Source organism: Prescottella defluvii (genome assembly GCF_000738775.1).
Lineage (GTDB): Bacteria > Actinomycetota > Actinomycetes > Mycobacteriales > Mycobacteriaceae > Prescottella > Prescottella defluvii.
This window is the reverse complement of the sequence record NZ_JPOC01000029.1, coordinates 110,951-128,814: the sequence shown is the minus strand read 5'-3', so window position 1 is coordinate 128,814 and position 17,864 is coordinate 110,951. Positions and strand designations below refer to the sequence as shown.

17 protein-coding genes are annotated in these 17,864 nt (G+C 68.9%); 9 read left to right on the top strand and 8 right to left on the bottom strand.

What is annotated here, in order from left to right; all coding sequences use genetic code 11:
- Window positions 1-57 precede the first annotated feature (57 nt).
- The 4 genes from IJ15_RS0112475 to IJ15_RS0112460 all read right to left on the bottom strand — a co-directional run bounded on the left by IJ15_RS0112475 (window position 58) and on the right by IJ15_RS0112460 (window position 2,663).
- Window positions 58-789, bottom strand: coding sequence for an anti-sigma factor (locus tag IJ15_RS0112475; RefSeq protein ID WP_031938672.1), 732 nt, complete (start codon window positions 787-789; stop codon window positions 58-60).
- Window position 790: 1 nt separating this feature from the next.
- On the bottom strand, window positions 791-1,456 hold the full coding sequence (locus IJ15_RS0112470) for a sigma-70 family RNA polymerase sigma factor (protein ID WP_031938671.1): 666 nt from the start codon (window positions 1,454-1,456) through the stop codon (window positions 791-793).
- 43 nt (window positions 1,457-1,499) lie between these two features.
- A complete protein-coding gene (locus IJ15_RS0112465; protein ID WP_031938670.1) occupies window positions 1,500-2,168 on the bottom strand; it encodes a fasciclin domain-containing protein in 669 nt (222 codons plus the stop codon).
- A gap of 204 nt (window positions 2,169-2,372) precedes the next feature.
- Complete coding sequence (locus IJ15_RS0112460; protein WP_031938669.1) at window positions 2,373-2,663, bottom strand: WhiB family transcriptional regulator; 291 nt, start codon at window positions 2,661-2,663, stop codon at window positions 2,373-2,375.
- A 618-nt stretch (window positions 2,664-3,281) separates the two neighbouring features.
- On the opposite strand from IJ15_RS0112460, the gene IJ15_RS0112455 reads away from it, so the two are divergent.
- From IJ15_RS0112455 to IJ15_RS0112445, 3 genes are all read left to right on the top strand, one after another.
- Entirely contained in the window at window positions 3,282-4,121 is an 840-nt protein-coding gene (locus tag IJ15_RS0112455; protein ID WP_031938668.1) for a hypothetical protein, read from the top strand.
- A gap of 129 nt (window positions 4,122-4,250) precedes the next feature.
- Window positions 4,251-4,829, top strand: a complete 579-nt coding sequence (locus IJ15_RS0112450) for a sigma-70 family RNA polymerase sigma factor (protein WP_031938667.1) — start codon at window positions 4,251-4,253, stop codon at window positions 4,827-4,829.
- Complete coding sequence (locus tag IJ15_RS0112445; RefSeq protein ID WP_031938666.1) at window positions 4,822-5,808, top strand: anti-sigma-D factor RsdA; 987 nt, start codon at window positions 4,822-4,824, stop codon at window positions 5,806-5,808. The genes IJ15_RS0112450 and IJ15_RS0112445 overlap by 8 nt, the downstream gene beginning before the upstream one ends.
- An 82-nt stretch (window positions 5,809-5,890) precedes the next feature.
- Here the strand turns inward: IJ15_RS0112445 and IJ15_RS0112440 are convergent, their stop codons facing one another.
- Window positions 5,891-6,295 (bottom strand): DUF5319 domain-containing protein, encoded by a 405-nt coding sequence (locus IJ15_RS0112440; protein WP_031938665.1) that lies wholly within the window; start codon window positions 6,293-6,295, stop codon window positions 5,891-5,893.
- A gap of 206 nt (window positions 6,296-6,501) precedes the next feature.
- Here IJ15_RS0112440 and guaB point away from each other — a divergent pair, with 206 nt between their 5' ends.
- The 4 genes from guaB (at window position 6,502) to guaA (ending at window position 12,733) form a co-directional block, all read left to right on the top strand.
- Window positions 6,502-8,025: an IMP dehydrogenase gene (gene guaB / locus IJ15_RS0112435; RefSeq protein WP_031938664.1), complete on the top strand. Its 1,524-nt coding sequence runs from the start codon at window positions 6,502-6,504 to the stop codon at window positions 8,023-8,025.
- Between the two features lie 30 nt (window positions 8,026-8,055).
- Window positions 8,056-9,195 carry a GuaB3 family IMP dehydrogenase-related protein gene (locus IJ15_RS0112430; RefSeq protein ID WP_031938663.1) on the top strand — a complete coding sequence of 380 codons (1,140 nt, stop codon included), beginning with the start codon at window positions 8,056-8,058 and terminating at the stop codon, window positions 9,193-9,195.
- Between the two features lie 173 nt (window positions 9,196-9,368).
- Window positions 9,369-11,120 carry an FAD-dependent oxidoreductase gene (locus IJ15_RS0112425; protein ID WP_031938662.1) on the top strand — a complete coding sequence of 584 codons (1,752 nt, stop codon included), beginning with the start codon at window positions 9,369-9,371 and terminating at the stop codon, window positions 11,118-11,120.
- 41 nt (window positions 11,121-11,161) lie between these two features.
- Window positions 11,162-12,733, top strand: coding sequence for a glutamine-hydrolyzing GMP synthase (guaA, locus tag IJ15_RS0112420; RefSeq protein ID WP_031938661.1), 1,572 nt, complete (start codon window positions 11,162-11,164; stop codon window positions 12,731-12,733).
- Between the two features lie 63 nt (window positions 12,734-12,796).
- Here the strand turns inward: guaA and IJ15_RS0112415 are convergent, their stop codons facing one another.
- Together IJ15_RS0112415 and IJ15_RS0112410 are read right to left on the bottom strand one after the other, a co-directional pair.
- On the bottom strand, window positions 12,797-13,021 hold the full coding sequence (locus IJ15_RS0112415) for a hypothetical protein (protein ID WP_031938660.1): 225 nt from the start codon (window positions 13,019-13,021) through the stop codon (window positions 12,797-12,799).
- Between the two features lie 19 nt (window positions 13,022-13,040).
- Window positions 13,041-14,363, bottom strand: coding sequence for a PspC domain-containing protein (locus IJ15_RS0112410; RefSeq protein ID WP_031938659.1), 1,323 nt, complete (start codon window positions 14,361-14,363; stop codon window positions 13,041-13,043).
- Between the two features lie 103 nt (window positions 14,364-14,466).
- Between IJ15_RS0112410 and IJ15_RS0112405 the strand changes: the two genes are divergently transcribed.
- Together IJ15_RS0112405 and IJ15_RS0112400 are read left to right on the top strand one after the other, a co-directional pair.
- Window positions 14,467-15,807: an ATP-binding protein gene (locus IJ15_RS0112405; RefSeq protein ID WP_031938658.1), complete on the top strand. Its 1,341-nt coding sequence runs from the start codon at window positions 14,467-14,469 to the stop codon at window positions 15,805-15,807.
- Window positions 15,808-15,816: 9 nt separating this feature from the next.
- The gene (locus tag IJ15_RS0112400; protein ID WP_031938657.1) at window positions 15,817-16,491 is read left to right on the top strand and encodes a response regulator; all 675 of its coding nucleotides are present in this window, start codon (window positions 15,817-15,819) and stop codon (window positions 16,489-16,491) included.
- A 9-nt stretch (window positions 16,492-16,500) separates the two neighbouring features.
- Here the strand turns inward: IJ15_RS0112400 and IJ15_RS0112395 are convergent, their stop codons facing one another.
- Window positions 16,501-17,673, bottom strand: a complete 1,173-nt coding sequence (locus tag IJ15_RS0112395; RefSeq protein WP_197059815.1) for a serine/threonine-protein kinase — start codon at window positions 17,671-17,673, stop codon at window positions 16,501-16,503.
- Between the last annotated feature and the right edge of the window lie 191 nt (window positions 17,674-17,864).

The window sequence follows — 17,864 nt, the reverse complement described above, 5'->3', positions numbered from 1 at the left end:
ACGCCGACAGTCGAAGACCCCCGGACGACACGGTCCGGGGGTCTTCGGCTTTCCAGATCAGGTGAGCGGGATGGATGCGAACATGTCGCCCGTCGGGGTCGTCGACCCGCCGGCCGGTTCCACCGTGAAGCCGAGTTGTGTGGCGCCGTCGATGCCCTCGAGGACCGCCGTCGTGGTGGGGGAGACCTGGTCGGGGCCCATCGTGCCGGCGGACACCCTCTCGTCGCCGCGCACCAGCCACATCTGGTAGACGGTGTCCGGCTTCGGCGGCGTGACGCCGTTCATCACCAGCATCGCCGCGTTGGCCTCCTGCGAGTACATCGTCGTCGCCGTGCCGCCTCCGGGGATCTCGGCTGTCACCGAGTGCATGTCGGGTGCGGCGAGGATCTGCGCGGTGACCGCGGTGACCGCGGGGACGGGCGTCGGCTCACTGACCTGACGGCCGATCACCACGCCACCGGCCAACAGCGCTGCGGCTGCCGCCACCGAGGCGACGGCGACCTGCCAGCGACGCTTGATGCTTCGTCTCTCCGCCAGGTCACTTACGGGTGTCACCTGACGCCGTGCGACCTCCTGCAAGAGGTTGTGCCGCAGCGATGTAGGCGGTGTGACTGCGACGAGCGAGCTCGCGGTGGCCATCGTCTCGTGCGCCAGCCGGACCGCGGTGTCGAACTCGGCCCGGGTCGTCTCGTTCGCAGACGCCAAGTGGGCGTCGAGCTTACGCAGGTCCTCGTCGTCGAGGGCGTGGAGGGCGTACAGGTGCGCCCACTCGATCAAGTCGTCGTCCATGTCATATCACCCCCAGACATCCTCTGAGCCTTGTCAATCCGTCTCGGATCCTAGATTTCACAGTCGGCACCGCCACACCGAGTTCGGTTGCCACCTCGCGATAGGTGCGACCGCCGTAGTAGGCGAGGGTGACGGACTGCCGTTGGATCTCGGTGAGAACGTCGAGGCAGTCGATCACCGCTTGCCGCTCGAACCGGTTCGAGACCTCTTCGGTCACTTGGTCGAACTCGTCCGAGCGGTTGGTCGTCTCGTAGACGATCTCGCGGTCGGTGTGCGACTGCTCCGATCGGACGCGATCGACCGCGCGGCGGTGGGCGAGCGTCATCAGCCACGAGAGTGGCGAGCCGCGTTCGGGATCGAATGTGGCGGCGGACTTCCACACCTGGAGGTAGACCTCCTGGGTGGTTTCCTCCGAGAATCCCGGATCGCGCAGGACCCGCAGGACCAATCCGTACACCCGCGGCCCGGTCAGGTCGTAGAAGTGCGCGAATGCTTCGGCATCGCCACCGGCGATTCGCGTCAGTAGCGTTCGCAGGCGACCCATCTCGTCGCGGCGCGCCGCGACCACCTGCCCGTTGTCCGCAGGGCAGGCGTCATCGCCGCCGGAGGATCCGGCCGAGCTCACGTGTCCCCATTCGATTGCATCGAGGACTACCGTAGCCTCCATCGGCCGGATCCTCCCTGTGCGGGTCTACTCGCCGTGCCAGGGACTATTTCGGCATCAGGACCGAGTCGATCAGGTAGACGGTCGCGTTCGCGGTCTGGACACCTCCGCAGACCACGCCGGCCTCGTCGACCTTCAGGTTGTCGCCGGAACCGGTGACCGTGACGTCGGAGCCCTCGACCGTCGCATGCGTGCCGTCGATCTCGCTGGGCGGCAACTGTCCCGGAACCACGTGGTAGGTGAGGATCTTCGTCAGCAGGGCGTCATCGGTCTTCAGCGTCTCGACGGTTGCCGGATCCAGCTTCGCGAAGGCCGCGTCGGTGGGAGCGAACACCGTGAACTGGCCGCCGTTGAGTGTGTCGACGAGATTGACGTCGGGGTTGAGCTGGCCGGACACCGCGGCGGTGAGCGTCGTCAGAATCGGGTTGTTCGACGCCGCGACCGCGACCGGATCCTGCGCCATGCCGGCGACCGAGCCGGGGCCGTCCGGAACGGTGGCTGCGTACTCTGCGCAGCCCGGCCCCACCAGATTCGCGGCCGGTGCGGCGGTGCCGGACATTGCCGACGTCGGGCTCTGCATCGAGCTCGACATGGCGGCGGAGGTGCTCGAGGTCGTGTCGCTGGAGTTGTCGTCCGACGAGCAGGCACTCAGGCCGAGCAGCGCGATCGACGCGGTCGCGGCAACGGCGAGGATGCGGGGAGTCTTGGTGGTCATGGGACTGCCTTCCTGACGAGGGTTCCGTGCACTGTCGATGAGTGCTTCGTCACCGCGTCGGGAACGGATGGGTCGATCTCCGGACCATCTTTCGGGCGCCCTCGGCCACACCTCGCACACCTCCGGCCCGAGGACTCCGAATTTCTCGTCGTCCCCGGGCCGCAAGGTGTCGCAGGTTCTCCCTGCGGGTGAACGCGCTTGCCGTCAGGCGATGCGGCGGCGTGACTGCCGGGTGAGCATCTCGCGCTCGGACTCCGACATCCCACCCCAGATCCCGTACGGCTCGGACACCGCCAGCGCATGGTTGCGGCACTGCGTCAACACGGGGCAGTGCCCGCACATCTCCTTCGCCCGGTTCTCCCGCTGGGCCCGAGCGCGACCGCGCTCGCCGTCCGGGTGGAAGAACACTGCGGAGTCCACTCCTCGACACCGCCCATGCATCTGCCAATCCCAGATATCGGCATTCGGGCCGGGAAGATGATTCGGAACAGGCATCAGGACTCCTCTGTCAGCAGGCTCGCGGTGACGCTGCGAGCGGCCCGCCACCCCCCGGGCGACGAAGCAATGAAAATCGGTTACGCCCCGCAACCGTAAAGGGGCATATGAAATCACGTCAACACTTACGCTGAGTGGGGATTTACATATCTCCGGAGCTGAGAATTAACGTCCTGGACATTTACAAGGGACGGCGCCTGTGATTGCGTGGCGGTGCGGGGGTCGACCGCTCCCGTGCGGCGCCGCGCTGCCCTCACCTGGACGATCGTCCTGTGTCACCCCTGGACGTTCGTCCTGCATCCCCCGGGTCGGCTTGTTACTCCGGAGTATTGTTCGGCGATTTTCGTTAACCTCGCCGCCACCTATTCTTCAAAATTGAATCATGTTCCCGCGAGATGTCCGCGGTATGGTGCACAAACGTAATTAAACGGGCGTCCAGTTGGCGAAGTTTCCGGGTAGTGCCGGGTAGCGCCCGGATAGTGCCCGGATAGTGCCCGGATAGTGCCCGGGTAGTGCCCGGGTAGTTCAATGCCCGTCAGGTGGCGTGGAATGAGAGTGCCGGACCGGGGCGACCGGTATTCGAAATGGCGTCGATGGAAGCGGTGGCATGATCACCGGATGCCGAACGACCGGAACGACCGGAACGACCAGAACGACCAGAACGGACCGAGGGGCGCTGCCTTCGGTTCGGATCCGGGACGGAATCCGCTGCCGGTGCCGCCCGACCCGGAAGGGCGCTGGCTCCGCGCCGTCGCGCTCGGCGGCCAGGGGCGGTACGCGCAGGCCCGGGCGGAACTCGGCCGACTGCGCCGGATGTCGGTGACCGAGCCGGCGATCGCGTCGCTCGCTGCCAGCACGCAGGCCTCCCTGCTGCGGCAGCTCGGGAGGCACGCCCTCGCGTCCGGATACGACGGCAGCGCGCTGGCGCTGGTCGGGATGGCCGGCGGTCGTGACCGGCGGCTGCACGAGGCACGCTGCGATGCCCTGACGGGTCTGGCCGCCGATGCGCTGGGGTGCGGCCGGCTGGCGCTGGGGCGTCGGCTGCTCGCCCGCTGCGACGAATACCTGTCCGCGGTCGCCGAGCCGGACGTGCTGTGGCGTCAACACATCAGGCTGGACTGGGTGAGCGCCGAGATCTCGTTGGCGGCCGGAGACTTCGGTGCGGCCACCGGGCACGCGCAGGCGGCAGTCGACCGTTCGGCGGACTGCCCGTCCGTCCGGCATCGGATCAAGTCCGCGCTGCTGTTCGCGGCGTCGGCGACCGGACGGCCCGAACCGGACCTCGCGCTCGAGACCGCACAGGGAGTCCTCGTCGCCGCCGGCGCGCACGGATTGCTTCCGTTGCGGTGGGCGGCAGCGATGTTGGTGGACGGCGTCAGCCCGGATCCGGGTGCCCGTGCGATCCGCGACGACTGCGCCGAAGCGATCGCGCGTCGGGGCGGAACGTTCGTGGGATGAACGCCGGATATTCGGACGATGCGGTGACGCGTCGGACTCTGTCGTTACTCTTACAGACGTTCCGCTGTGACGCGGAAGCACACCCGGCCGGGGGGACGTGCCACTGTAACGCCAGGATTCGCGCTGACGATGTCTAACACGGGTGAGGAGTTGAACTCCGCCGTCGCTGCTGCAGCGCAGGGCGACCGGAATGCTCTTGCCCAGGTCCTGAAGAGTATTCGACCTCTGGTCGTCCGCTACTGCCGTGCCAGGGTCGGCGCCGCGGAGCGTGGCCAGCTGTCCGCGGACGATGTGGCGCAGGAGGTGTGTCTCGCAGTGATGACAGCGCTTCCTCGTTATCAGGATCAGGGTCGTCCGTTCATGGCGTTCGTCTACGGCATCGCCGCCCACAAGGTCGCCGACGCTCACCGAAACGCTGCGCGTAACAAATCCGATCCAGTTGCTGAAGTACCAGATGTCGTTTCCTCCGACGACAGTCCCGAAGAACGGGCACTGAGTTCGGAAACGAGCCGACAGGTGAACGCACTGCTCCAGACGCTTCCCGAGAAGCACCGCGAGATCCTCGTCCTCCGGCTCGTCGTCGGTCTGTCGGCGGAGGAGACGGCAGCAGCAGTCGGAAGCACCGCCGGGGCGGTGAGGGTGGCTCAACATCGAGCCATTGCCAAGTTGAAGAAGGAAGTGACGAGAGCAGGTGAGAGGCATGGCTAGGGGCAACAAGGGCGAGCCGGGCGATCCCCACGCCGATCTCGCTGGAAACGGCGCACCCGTCGATGTCGCCGCGGTGCGTCGTGACGATGCGCTGATCGACTCGATCGCCGGTGACCGCCCCGTCGCAACCGACAGTCCGGAGGAATACCAGGTCGCCGCGCTCCTCGCGAACTGGCGGACCGAGATCCTGGCGCAGCCCCTGCCGGCGGAGCCGGACCTCGACGACATCGTCGAGCGCGTCCACCGCGAACTCGAGGCGCAGGACTCCCTGTCGACCCGGTCGCGGTCCGGGCGCAGTCACCTCCGCCTGCTCCGACCGATCGCCGCAGCCGCCGCTGTCGTCGCGATCGCGATGGGCGGCATGAGCGTCTTCTCGTACAACGCCGAACCCGGTGACCCGCTGTGGGGCGTCAAGCAGGTCGTGTTCACGGAGCGGGCGGCCTCCACCGTCGCGAAGATCGACACGACGTCCAACCTCGAGGACGCCGAACGACTCATCGCGTCGGGCGATACGGTCGGCGCGAAGGCCAAGCTCGATTCGGCCGGAGCGCGGGCCAGTGCGGTCAGTGAGGCCGGGACCCGGGGCGAGCTGAACGTGTGGCGTGACCGACTCCTGACCGAGTTGCAGAAGGCCGTACCGCCGCCGGCACCACCAGTGCCACTGACACCGCCTCCGCCGCCGAGCACCGCCGGCGACTCCTCGTCCGCGGGCTCGGGGCCGTCGTCGCCGATCGCTACCGGGTGGCCGTCGCCCACGATCGACCCGCGTATCCAGGCGGTGGTGCCGTCCACCTCGCCCGGGCCGTCGCAGCCGCCGTCGCCGACGGTGACCTCCACGCCGAATCCGCCGACGTCGACGTCCGGGACGCAGCCGCCGTCGCCCACGCCGACCACGACGACGACGCCGCCCGCGACATCGACCACTCGGGCGACCAGTGGTTCACTCGACGGACAACCGTCGGTGACGTCCTCGCCCTGACCGCGTCAGGGGCGGATCCCGCACGAACGGCTACGGCCCGGCAAGCAATGCTTGCCGGGCCGTAGCCGTGTCGAGGGGTCTCTCAGAGATCGAAGCCGTCTCCGTGCAGGGCGTCGTTCATCGAGGCGTCCGCGTAGCCGCGGCAGTAGTCCCACGTCACGTACGCGTCGGGGGACGGGTCGTACGCGGGCTCGTGGGGGCGGACCGTGCCGTCGACGAGGAGCTGGAGCAGGTTCGCGCGCAGCATGTCCCAGTCGTGGTAGTGGTCCTGCTGGCAGTCCTCGCAGCACACGACCAGTCCGCGGATGCCGCGGTGGCCGAGCAGCGCCTCGTAGACGGCGAGGTCCGCGAGGTCCTCCTCCACGGCGAGACGCTCGTGGGGGTCCAACGGCTGGCCCGGCTCGATCGCGTCGAGCGCAGCAGAGGGGTCGGCAGGGTCACCGGCGAAGGGGTCCGGCGGAAGGCCGGGAGGCAGTTGATCGCGCACAACACCACGGTACGCAGTTCGGCCCGGTCTGCGCTAGCTGATAGCGGTGGGTGAGTCGCCGGGACGGCCCGCGTGTCGTTTCGGGCGAGCCGATACCATGGTCCACGGAGGTCTGCGCACGGGAAGTCCGCAGGGAATTTTTCGCCGGTCCAGACTCTTCTTCCGTTATCACTATCAATCGACGCTTCATGGAGGGCCCGAGCCGCATGAGTAGTACCGGAGGGCACGTGCACACCGGGGGAGACGACCCGAACAAGGTTGCGATGCTGGGTCTCACCTTCGACGACGTGCTGCTGCTGCCGGCGGCTTCGGACGTCGTCCCCAACCAGGTGGACACCTCGAGCCAGCTGACCCGCGACATCCGTCTCAACGTCCCGCTGGTGAGTTCGGCGATGGACACCGTCACCGAGGCCCGCATGGCGATCGCCATGGCGCGCGCCGGTGGCATGGGTGTCCTGCACCGCAACTCGTCCGTCGAGGCACAGGCCGGATGGGTCGAGACCGTCAAGCGGTCCGAGGCAGGCATGGTCACCGACCCGGTGACCTGCAAGCCGACCGACACGCTCGCCGAGGTGGACGCCATGTGCGCCCGCTTCCGCATCTCGGGTCTGCCCGTCACGGACGAGACCGGATCCCTGGTCGGCATCATCACCAACCGCGACATGCGGTTCGAGGTCGACGAGAACCGTCCGGTGGCCGAGGTGATGACCAAGGCGCCGCTGATCACCGCGCGTGAGGGTGTCACCGCCGAGGTCGCGCTCGGCCTGCTGCGCCGTCACAAGATCGAGAAGCTGCCGATCGTCGACGGCCACGGCAAGCTCACCGGGCTCATCACGGTCAAGGACTTCGTCAAGACCGAGCAGCATCCCAACGCCACCAAGGACCGCGACGGACGCCTGCTCGTCGGCGCGGCCGTCGGTGTCGGTGACGACGCCTGGGTGCGGGCGATGGCGCTGGCCGACGCCGGTGCCGACGTCCTCGTCGTCGACAGCGCGCACGGACACTCCCGTGGTGTGCTCGAGATGATCACCAAGCTCAAGGCCGAGATCGGCGATCGCGTGCAGCTCATCGGCGGCAACGTCGCGACCCGTGCCGGCGCGCTCGCGCTGGTCGAGGCCGGCGTGGATGCCGTCAAGGTCGGTGTCGGTCCCGGTTCCATCTGCACCACCCGCGTCATCGCCGGTGTGGGTGCCCCGCAGATCACCGCGATCCTCGAGGCCACGGCCGCGTGCAAGGCACTCGGTGTCCCGGTCATCGCGGACGGTGGCCTGCAGTTCTCCGGTGACGTCGCCAAGGCGCTCGCCGCCGGCGCGTCCACCGCGATGCTCGGTTCGCTCCTCGCGGGCACGGCCGAGTCCCCGGGCGAGCTGATCCTGGTCGGCGGCAAGCAGTTCAAGAGCTACCGCGGCATGGGTTCGCTCGGCGCGATGCAGAGCCGTGGTCAGGGCAAGTCTTACTCCAAGGACCGCTACTTCCAGGACGACGTGCTCGCCGAGGACAAGCTGGTCCCCGAGGGCATCGAGGGCCGGGTTCCGTTCCGGGGCCCGCTGTCGCAGGTGATCCACCAGCTCACCGGCGGCCTGCGCGCGGCCATGGGCTACACCGGCTCCGGGACGATCGAGCAGCTCCAGGAGGCGCAGTTCGTGCAGATCACCGCGGCGGGCCTCAAGGAGAGCCATCCGCACGACATCACCATGACTGTCGAAGCGCCGAACTACGCTGCCCGCTAAGCACTCATAACAATCGAGAAAGGGGCGCGCGTGCGCGACCTCGTCGAAATCGGCATGGGCAGAACTGCCCGACGCACCTACGAGTTGGACGACATCAACATCGTCCCGTCTCGTCGGACCCGCTCCTCGAAGGAGGTGTCGACGGCCTGGCAGATCGATGCGTACCGCTTCGACATCCCCGTCCTGGCTCATCCGACCGACGCGCTGGTGTCGCCGTCGTTCGCGATCGAGCTCGGCAAGGCCGGTGGTCTCGGTGTCATCAACGGTGAGGGCCTGTGGGGTCGGCACGCCGACGTCGAGGTCAAGCTCGCCGAGCTCGCCGAGATGGCCGAGAAGGAGATCGATCCCGACGCGGCCATTTCGCGCCTGCAGGAACTGCATGCCGCTCCGCTGCAGCCCGAGCTGCTCGCGGCGGCGGTCGCCCAGGTCCGCGACGCCGGTGTCACCACCGCGGTCCGGGTCAGCCCGCAGAACGCCCGCGCGCTGACTCCGGCGCTCGTGAAGGCCGGCATCGATCTGCTGGTCATCCACGGCACGATCATCTCCGCCGAGCACGTCGCGCACGGGGAGAGTGAGCCGCTGAACCTCAAGACGTTCATCTCCGAGCTGGACGTCCCGGTCATCGCCGGTGGCGTGAGCGATCACCGCACCGCGCTGCACCTCATGCGTACGGGTGCGGCCGGCGTCATCGTGGGCTACGGCTCCACCGAGGGCGCCACCACCACCCGTGAGGTGCTCGGCATCGGCGTGCCGATGGCGACGGCGATCGCCGACGCCGCCGCGGCCCGTCGTGACTACCTCGACGAGACCGGTGGCCGCTACGTGCACGTCATCGCCGACGGTGACATCACCTCTTCGGGTGACTTCGCGAAGGCCATCGCCTGCGGTGCCGACGCGGCCGTCATCGGTGCGCCCCTCGCGGTGGCCCAGGAGGCTCCCGGCGGCGGCTGGTTCTGGCCGTCCGCGGCGGCGCACCCGTCGATGCCGCGTGGTTCGATGCTGCCGGTGTCGTACGGCGAGCGTCCGGCGTTGGACCAGGTCCTCAACGGACCGTCGGACGACCCGTACGGTTCGCTCAACTTCGTCGGCGGTCTGCGCCGCTCGATGGCGAAGTCGGGCTACTCCGACCTCAAGGAGTTCCAGAAGGTCGGCTTGAGCGTCCGCGCCTGATCTCGATCTCGGCGAGTGGCCCGGCACTTCGGTGCCGGGCCACTGGTGTCTTTCGGGGAACCGGCACCTTTCGTGGAACCTGTAGTTACATTTAGGACACCCTTGTGGCTCGAGTCACAGGATCGCGGTGCATACTGGCGGGTAACAATCGGGTTCATGGTGGAGGTGTCCCAATGGGCAAGCAGCGCGCAACCGACTACGACGTGCTCATCGTCGGCTCCGGATTCGGTGGCAGTGTCACCGCGCTCCGACTCGTCGAGAAGGGCTACAAGGTCGGTGTGCTCGAGGCGGGGCGCCGCTACGCGGATGCGGACTTCGCCAAGACCAGTTGGGACCTCAAGCGGTTCCTGTGGGCGCCGGCACTCGGGTGCTACGGCATCCAGCGTGTGCACCTGCTGCGCGACGTCCTCATCCTCGCGGGTGCCGGTGTCGGCGGCGGTTCCCTGAACTACGCGAACACCCTGTACAAGCCGCCGTCGTCGTTCTTCCGGGATCCGCAGTGGCGTGACATCACCGACTGGGACGCCGAACTGACGCCGCACTACGAGCAGGCCCGCAAGATGCTCGGTGTCGTGCAGAACCCGCACATGACGCCGGCCGATGAGGTGATCAAGTCGGTCGCCGACGACATGGGTGTGGGTGACACGTTCATCCAGACGCCGGTCGGCGTGTTCTTCGGCGAACCCGGCAAGACCACCGAGGACCCGTACTTCGGGGGCGTCGGCCCGGCCCGGACGGGCTGCATCGAGTGCGGCGAGTGCATGACGGGCTGTCGTCACGGCGCCAAGAACACACTGATCAAGAACTATCTCGGCCTGGCGGAGAAGGCCGGCGCCGAGATCGTCCCGATGACGACCGTCGAGTCGCTGCACGAGCGGTCGGACGGCACGTGGGACGTCGCGACGCACCGCACCGGGGCGAAGGTCCGCAAGAGCCACAAGACCTACACCGCGCAGTACGTCGTGGTCGCGGCCGGGACGTGGGGCACCCAGCACCTGCTGCACAAGATGAAGGACACCGGTGCGCTGCCGCGGCTGTCGGACCGGTTGGGTGAGCTCACCCGTACCAACTCCGAGGCGATCCTGGGCGCTGCGAAGTTGAAGGTGGATCCGGATCTGGATCTCACCAGGGGCGTGGCGATCACGTCGTCGTTCCATCCGTCGTCCGACACACACATCGAGCCGGTCCGGTACGGCAAGGGCTCCAACTCGATGGGGATGCTGCAGACCCTGATGACCGACGGCGGCGGCAGTACCCCGCGCTGGATCAAGCTGCTGAAGGTGATCGCGGCCAACCCGGGGCAGATGCTGCGGATGCTGTCGGTGAAGAACTGGAGCGAGCGCACCATCATCGCGCTGGTGATGCAGAACCTCGACAACTCGATCACCACGTACACCAAGAAGGGGATCCTGGGTCGCCGCAAGGTCACCAGCAAGCAGGGGCACGGCGAGCCGAACCCGACGTGGATCCCGGCGGGGAACGAGGCGACCCGGCGGATCGCCGAGAAGATCGACGGGGTCCCGGGCGGTACGTGGGGCGAGGTGTTCAACATTCCGCTCACCGCGCACTTCCTCGGTGGCTGCACCATCGGCTCGGACGCCGACCATGGCGTGATCGACCCGTACCACCGCGTGTACGGGTATCCGACGCTCAGCGTCGTCGACGGTGCTGCCGTCTCGGCGAACCTCGGGGTGAACCCGTCGCTCACGATCAGCGCGCAGGCCGAGCGGGCGGCGTCGCTGTGGCCGAACAAGGGCGAGCAGGACGACCGCCCCGAGCAGGGCGCGGGCTACTCCCGGATCTCCCCGGTGGCGCCGAAGAATCCCGTGGTCCCGGCGGGCGCGCCGGCGGCGCTGAGCCTGCCGATCGTCGAGATCCGTAGTGGCCGGCCGGAGGGCAGCGGGGCCGGTAGCGGGGTCGCCTAGGCCGGGGACGGCGCGGGGGCTGCGCATATTAGACTGTTCTGGTGTCAGAAACCCAGCAGGACAGGCCGGTTCTCGTCGTCGACTTCGGAGCCCAGTACGCGCAGCTGATCGCTCGCCGCGTCCGTGAGGCGAAGGTCTATTCGGAAGTGGTGCCGCACACCACGACCGTCGAGGAGATCGCGGCGAAGAAGCCGCTCGCGGTCGTCCTGTCGGGTGGCCCGTCCAGCGTGTACGAGGAGGGGGCGCCGAAGCTCGACGCAGCCCTGTTCGACCTGGGCATCCCGGTCTTCGGCATCTGCTACGGCTTCCAGGCGATGGCCGACGCGCTCGGCGGCACCGTCGCGCACACCGGCGCCCGCGAGTACGGCCGCACCGAGATGTCGGTGACGGGCGGCGTCCTGCACGACGGTCTGCCCGCGACGCAGCCGGTGTGGATGAGCCACGGTGACGGCGTCACGGTCGCGCCCGAGGGTTTCGAGGTCACCGCGTCCAGCGCTGGCGCGCCGGTCGCCGCGTTCGAGGACCGCGCCCGCAAGCTCGCCGGGGTCCAGTACCACCCCGAGGTCATGCACTCGCCGCACGGTCAGCAGGTGCTCAGCCGCTTCCTGCACGAGATCGCCGGGATCCCCGGTGCGTGGACGGCCGCGAACATCGCCGAGTCGCTCATCGAGCAGGTGCGCGAGCAGGTCGGCGACGGCAAGGCCATCTGCGGTCTGTCCGGCGGCGTCGACTCCGCGGTTGCGGCCGCGCTGGTGCAGCGTGCGATCGGTGACCGTCTCACCTGTGTGTTCGTCGATCACGGTCTGATGCGTGCCGGTGAGCGCCAGCAGGTCGAGAAGGACTTCGTCGCCGCGACCGGCGCCCGCCTGATCACCGTCGATGCCGCCGACACGTTCCTGCGTGAGCTGGCCGGGGTGTCCGACCCGGAGACCAAGCGCAAGATCATCGGCCGCGAGTTCATCCGCAGCTTCGAGGGTGCGGTCTCGGAGGTGCTCGGCGAGAGCGCCGCGCACGGCGAGACCGTCGACTTCCTGGTCCAGGGCACCCTGTACCCGGACGTCGTCGAGTCCGGCGGCGGCACCGGCACCGCCAACATCAAGAGCCACCACAACGTCGGCGGCCTGCCCGAGGACCTGCAGTTCAAGCTCGTCGAGCCGCTGCGTCTGCTGTTCAAGGACGAGGTGCGTGCCGTCGGCCGCGAGCTGGGTCTGCCCGAGGAGATCGTCGGACGCCAGCCGTTCCCCGGTCCGGGTCTGGGCATCCGCATCATCGGTGAGGTCACCCAGGAGCGCCTCGACCTCCTGCGTCACGCCGATTCCATTGCGCGCGAAGAGCTCACGTCCGCCGGCCTGGACGGCCAGATCTGGCAGTGCCCCGTCGTGCTGCTCGCCGACGTCCGTAGCGTCGGCGTCCAGGGCGACGGCCGCACCTACGGTCACCCGATCGTGCTGCGCCCGGTCTCGAGCGAGGACGCCATGACCGCCGACTGGACGCGTCTGCCGTACGAGGTGCTCGAGCGCATCTCCACCCGGATCACCAACGAGGTCGCGGACGTCAACCGCGTCGTACTCGACGTCACCAGCAAGCCGCCGGGAACGATCGAGTGGGAGTGATCCCCGAATGACGAAGGGCGCCCTGGCCATCCGGCCGGGGCGCCCTTGTCGTTCCGGGCCGGACTACCGACGACGTCCCGGAGAGAACACCAGCACCGCGCCGATGACGACGGCCCCGACCACGAACAGCCAGCGGAACTCGACGTTCGCCAGGGGTTCGAGGGAGAAGGGCCCGATCAGCGCCCATGCGCTGACGAGCAGTGCCGCCAGGCCCGCGAGGAGGAGCCCGAACGACGGCCACCGGGACCGTCGAGGGCTCGACGTCTCGTCGGTGTCGTCGACGGGGATGCCCGAGTTGTCTGCGAATTCAGCCACGGTAGACCCTCACTTCTCCGAAGATGTTGTCGACCGTCAGGTCCAGGACCGGGCCGCTGGTGCCGTCGGCGCCACCGTCGACGTATCCGTCTCCGATGCAGTCGGTGGTACCGCCGACGACGGAACAATCGGTGCGGATGTTCATGTTCTCGGGCACGATCACGGTGTAGTTGCCGAATGTGCCGTCGAGGCGCACTTCTCGGTCCTCGGTGAGATCGAGCTGGCGCAGGTCGACGGTGAAGTCGCCGGCCGTGCCCTCGTAGAGGGCTGTCAGTTCGCCCATCGATCGTGGGGTCCAGGTGCGGTCGCCGAGCCTGGATCCGTCCCAGTTCATCGGTCCGACGATCGACGCGAGAATCACGAAGCCGGTGAGCGGGAACGCCACTGCGAGGAGCCCGTAGCCGCGTCGCAGGAAGGCGCCGACCAGCAGTCCGGCACCGATCACGGCGAGGGCGATGCCGCCGATCCGGGCGGGCGTCAGCCATTCCGCGCCGGTCGCGGCCCACACGCCGGTTGCGGCGGCCGCGGCCAGGACTGCGAGGCCGAGCACGACGGAGGTGAAGCGGGTGCGCTGCTTGCGCGGCAGTTCTGCGGGCGGTTCGGGTGTGCGGGCCGGCTCGGGGAGGTCCCACGCGAACGGGGCGACGCCCAGCGGATCCCACGCCGGGGGCGCCGGGTCGGGCGGCGTCCCGCCGTCTGCCGGGTTCGGTTCGTCGGGTGACTTCGGGGTGGGCCCGGGCTCGTAGTGATCGGGCAGCCGGGTGTAGGGGCTGTAGATCTGACTCGAATACCCCGGATACGGGAGCGTCGACGCCGTCGGGAACGGTGTGACCGGGAATCCGGCGACGGTCTGGCCGGCTCCGGCGGGCAGTGCCGGTGGAACCGGCCGGCGCTGGTGGAGCAGCCACACGCCGCCGAGCATGAGGGCGAAGCTGATCAGGCCCGATCCGCCCATCCCGACGCCGATCGGTCCGAGTGTGCTCGCGGCGATTCCGAGCGCGACCAGCAGCACCACGGTCTTGGTGCCGGACTGCGAACTCTTGCCGAGTCCGAACAGCGACTCCGCGGGCGAGACCTGGTCGCCGGGCTTGCTCAGCAGCAGCCAGCACGCGAGATACAACACGATGCCGGCGCCGCCGAAGATCGTCGACACGACGAACGCGACCCGCACGAGGACGGGGTCGATGCCGTACCGGTGGCCGATGCCGGCCGCGACGCCCGCGATGTGGCCGTCGGCGGGTAGCCGGACCGGGCGGGTCCGCCACAGGTCGTGAAGCTGATCGGAGAAGCTCCCGGTGGTCCCTTCAGTGGTCATGGAACCATCGTCGCGACCGGGCGCCGTCTGCACCATCGGGAACTACCCTGATCTTTCCCTGATCCGGCGGTCGGGCCGGTGTGGATCTCAGGGTCGGGCCCTGATGCCCGGGCGGCGTGCGCGTGCCAGGATCGGGACTGTGCAACCTTTGGCCGAACCGAATCAGGCTGTGAACTCGGCCCTCGAACCCGTGCGGGACGAGACCCTCCAGCCCCGGCTCGAGCGTCGAGTCGGGGGCCGCATCGTGGGCGGTGTCGCCGGCGGCCTCGCGGACCATCTCGACGTCGACGTCTTCAAGGTGCGGATCGCGTTCACGTTGCTGGCGGCGCTGGCGGGTGCGGGCATCGTCGCGTACGGGCTGCTGTGGATCTTCACCCCGCCGGGGACCGACACCGAGAAGCCCAGTGCCGCCGAGCGCCGTCGTGCGCTGGGCCTTGCCGTGATCGGACTCGCGATCAGCGCGGGTCTGAGCTGGATGATCAGCGGTACGGCGGCGTCGGTGATCACACCGTTCGTCGTCGTCGCGGTCGGGGCCGCGCTGGTGTGGCGGGAGTTCGACACTGACGGTTCGCGTTCGGTGCTGGGTCTGCCGCACCGTCCGACGGTGCTCACCTGGGCGCGGATACTCGGTGGTGTGACGCTGATCGTCACAGGTCTCGGCGTGGTGATCCTCGCGCAGGTCGACCTCGACGCGCTGCGGTCGTCGCTGCTGGCGGTGGTCGTGACGTTGGTCGGCGCGGGGCTGCTGACGGTGCCGCTGTGGCTGCGGTTGTGGCGGGCGCTGGGGGAGGAACGCGCCGCCCGCATCCGCAACGAGGAACGCGAGGAGATCGCGTCGCACCTGCACGACTCGGTACTGCAGACCCTCGCGTTGATCCAGAAGCAGGCGGACTCCCCGCAGGAGGTGACCCGACTGGCGCGGGGGCAGGAACGCGAGCTGCGACGGTGGCTGTTCGGCGGTGGTGAGACCGCGCACACGAGCCTGTCGGAGGCGTTGCAGACCATCGCCGGTGAGGTGGAGGACCAGCACGGGGTGACGGTGCGCCCGGTGACCGTCGGCGACGTGGAACTGGCGACCGACGATCAGGCCGGGTCCGGGTTGTCGCGGGAGTGCTTCACGGCACTGCTCGGCGCGACCCGGGAATCGCTGGTCAACGCCGCCAAGCATGCAGGGGTCCCGAGCATCGACCTGTACGCGGAGACCGAGCGCGACCAGGTCAGCATCTTCGTGCGTGACCGCGGTGTCGGGTTCGATCAGGACGCGGTGCCCGAGGACCGGCAGGGTCTGGCCAAGTCGATCCGTGCACGGATCGAGCGTCGGGGCGGGCGGGTGGAGGTCCGTTCGACGGTGGGCAAGGGCACCGAGGTGCGGATCCACATGCCGCGGCCGATGTCGGCCGAGTCGGAGTCCGCGCCCTCGAGTCAGGCCGAACCGATGTCCTAGGGTGGGGCCGTGACTCTCTCGGCCTCTGCTGCGTCCAGCCCCGACAAGTTCCGGGTCTTCCTCGTCGACGACCATGCGGTGTTCAGGGCGGGGGTGCGTGCCGAACTCGGCCGGGAGTCCGACATGGAGGTCGTCGGTGAGGCCGGGGGCGTCACCGAGGCGATCGCCGGCATCAACGCGGTGCGTCCCCAGGTGGTGTTGCTCGACGTGCACATGCCCGACGGCGGTGGTGTCGCGGTGCTGAACGGGATCGACTCGGGTCCTGTGTGCCTGGCGCTCAGCGTGTCCGACGCCGCCGAGGACGTCATCGCGGTGATCCGGGCGGGGGCCCGCGGGTACGTGACGAAGACGATCTCGGGTGTCGAGCTGGCCGACGGTGTCCGTCGGGTGGCCGGGGGTGACGCGGTGTTCGGTCCGCGGCTCGCGGGATTCGTCCTTGACTCGTTCACCGGACGGTCGAGCGTCCCGGAGCCGCCGCTGGATCCGGAACTGGACTCACTCACCCCGCGTGAGCTCGAGGTGCTGCGCCTGCTCGCCCGCGGGTACACCTACCGGGAGATCGCCGAGGAACTGGTGATCTCGGTGAAGACCGTGGAGACCCACGCGTCGAACGTGCTGCGAAAGACCCAGCAGTCCAATCGGAATGCGCTCACCCGGTGGGCGCACCGGCGGCGTATCGACTGAGTTCGCGGCTCAGAGCGCCAGCGCGACGATCGCCACCACGACGAACGCGAGCACGATGACGCCGACCATGACGGCCATCGCGAGCGGCGCGGCCGCGACGATCTTGCCGCGCAGGTCGGTGGGGGCCTGCGGGCCGGTGAGTCCGTCGGTGAGCTGGCGGAGCCAGGCCCGGCCCGCCGGACGCGGCACCGAGCTCAGTGGCGTGTTCGATTGCGCAGCAGGAAGATCCGACGCGGTGGTCGGGTTCGCGCGGCGGCGCGGGATGGCGGCCGGGGCCGACCGGTGCGCCCAGTTGGGGACGGTGCCGGCGGCGGACTTCACCGGTGCGCCGATCAGTGCGTCGGCGACGGCCGCCCCGGCCGGGGCGTCGGATCCGAGCGCGACGGTGGCGAGGGCGTCGCGGGCCTGCGCCATGGTGGGTCGCCGGGTCGGGTCGGGCTCGAGCAGATGCAGCAGCGTGTCGGTGAGCGGACCGCTGAGGCTCGGCCGGTAGATCTCGGCCTTCGCGACCCGGTGCAGCAGGGCGATGGGGTCGGTGTCGAGCCCGAACGGGGGTTGGCCCTCGACAGCGGTGTACAGCGTCGCGCCGAGCGAGAAGACGTCGCTGGCCTCGGTGGGGTCGTCGCCGCGGGCGACCTCGGGGGCGAAGTAGGCGGGTGTGCCGGTGATGACCCCCGGCTTGCCGCTGGGTGCGTCGCCCTTCGCGCGGGCGATCCCGAAGTCGCTGATCTTGACGACGCCGAGATCCTCGCCGCGGTCGGCGACGAGGATGTTGCCCGGTTTGATGTCGCGGTGCAGGATGCCGGCCGCGTGCGCCTCCGTGAGGGCGGCCGCGATCTGCGCACCGATCTGCGCGACCTCGAGGGGCGGGAGGGTGTCGGTGAGGTTCATGGCCTCGGCGAGGCTGCGTGACGGCAGGTACTCCATGACCAGCCACGGTTCGCCGGACTCGACCGCGACGTCGTACATCGCGATCGCGTGCTCGTGGGACAGCTGCGCGGCGTTGCGGCCCTCGCGCAGGGCGCGGTTGCGGATCTCACGGGCCGCGGCGTCGTCCAGGCCGACGGTGGAGGTGACCTGTTTCACGGCGACCTCGCGGTCGAGGAGCGTGTCGTGGGCGAGCCACACCGCGCCCATGCCGCCGCCGCCGAGCTTGGAGCGCAATCGGTACCTGCCGGCCATCAGGTAGTCCGGCCCGATGACGGCCCGGCTTCGTCGGCCCGCTCGGGTGGGTTCCTGATCAGTCACATACCCGAGGTTAGTGGATCGGCGGGGTTCGCCTTGACGTGCTGACGGGCGGGGGCTTTACTGGAGGTGATTCGAAAATATGTTCGAGTCGAGCTGTGTGCCGCGTCTTCCCCGCGCGCGCCCGG

Bases quoted from the DNA above. Each gene is read 5' to 3' on its own strand.
- IJ15_RS0112475 (WP_031938672.1), bottom strand. From the start codon at position 789: ATGGACGACGACTTGATCGAGTGGGCGCACCTGTACGCCCTCCACGCC.
- IJ15_RS0112470 (WP_031938671.1), bottom strand. From the start codon at position 1,456: ATGGAGGCTACGGTAGTCCTCGATGCAATCGAATGGGGACACGTGAGC.
- IJ15_RS0112465 (WP_031938670.1), bottom strand. From the start codon at position 2,168: ATGACCACCAAGACTCCCCGCATCCTCGCCGTTGCCGCGACCGCGTCG.
- IJ15_RS0112460 (WP_031938669.1), bottom strand. From the start codon at position 2,663: ATGCCTGTTCCGAATCATCTTCCCGGCCCGAATGCCGATATCTGGGAT.
- IJ15_RS0112455 (WP_031938668.1), top strand. From the start codon at position 3,282: ATGCCGAACGACCGGAACGACCGGAACGACCAGAACGACCAGAACGGA.
- IJ15_RS0112450 (WP_031938667.1), top strand. From the start codon at position 4,251: ATGTCTAACACGGGTGAGGAGTTGAACTCCGCCGTCGCTGCTGCAGCG.
- IJ15_RS0112445 (WP_031938666.1), top strand. From the start codon at position 4,822: ATGGCTAGGGGCAACAAGGGCGAGCCGGGCGATCCCCACGCCGATCTC.
- guaB (WP_031938664.1), top strand. From the start codon at position 6,502: ATGAGTAGTACCGGAGGGCACGTGCACACCGGGGGAGACGACCCGAAC.
- IJ15_RS0112425 (WP_031938662.1), top strand. From the start codon at position 9,369: ATGGGCAAGCAGCGCGCAACCGACTACGACGTGCTCATCGTCGGCTCC.
- IJ15_RS0112410 (WP_031938659.1), bottom strand. From the start codon at position 14,363: ATGACCACTGAAGGGACCACCGGGAGCTTCTCCGATCAGCTTCACGAC.
- IJ15_RS0112405 (WP_031938658.1), top strand. From the start codon at position 14,467: ATGCCCGGGCGGCGTGCGCGTGCCAGGATCGGGACTGTGCAACCTTTG.
- IJ15_RS0112395 (WP_197059815.1), bottom strand. From the start codon at position 17,673: ATGGCCGGCAGGTACCGATTGCGCTCCAAGCTCGGCGGCGGCGGCATG.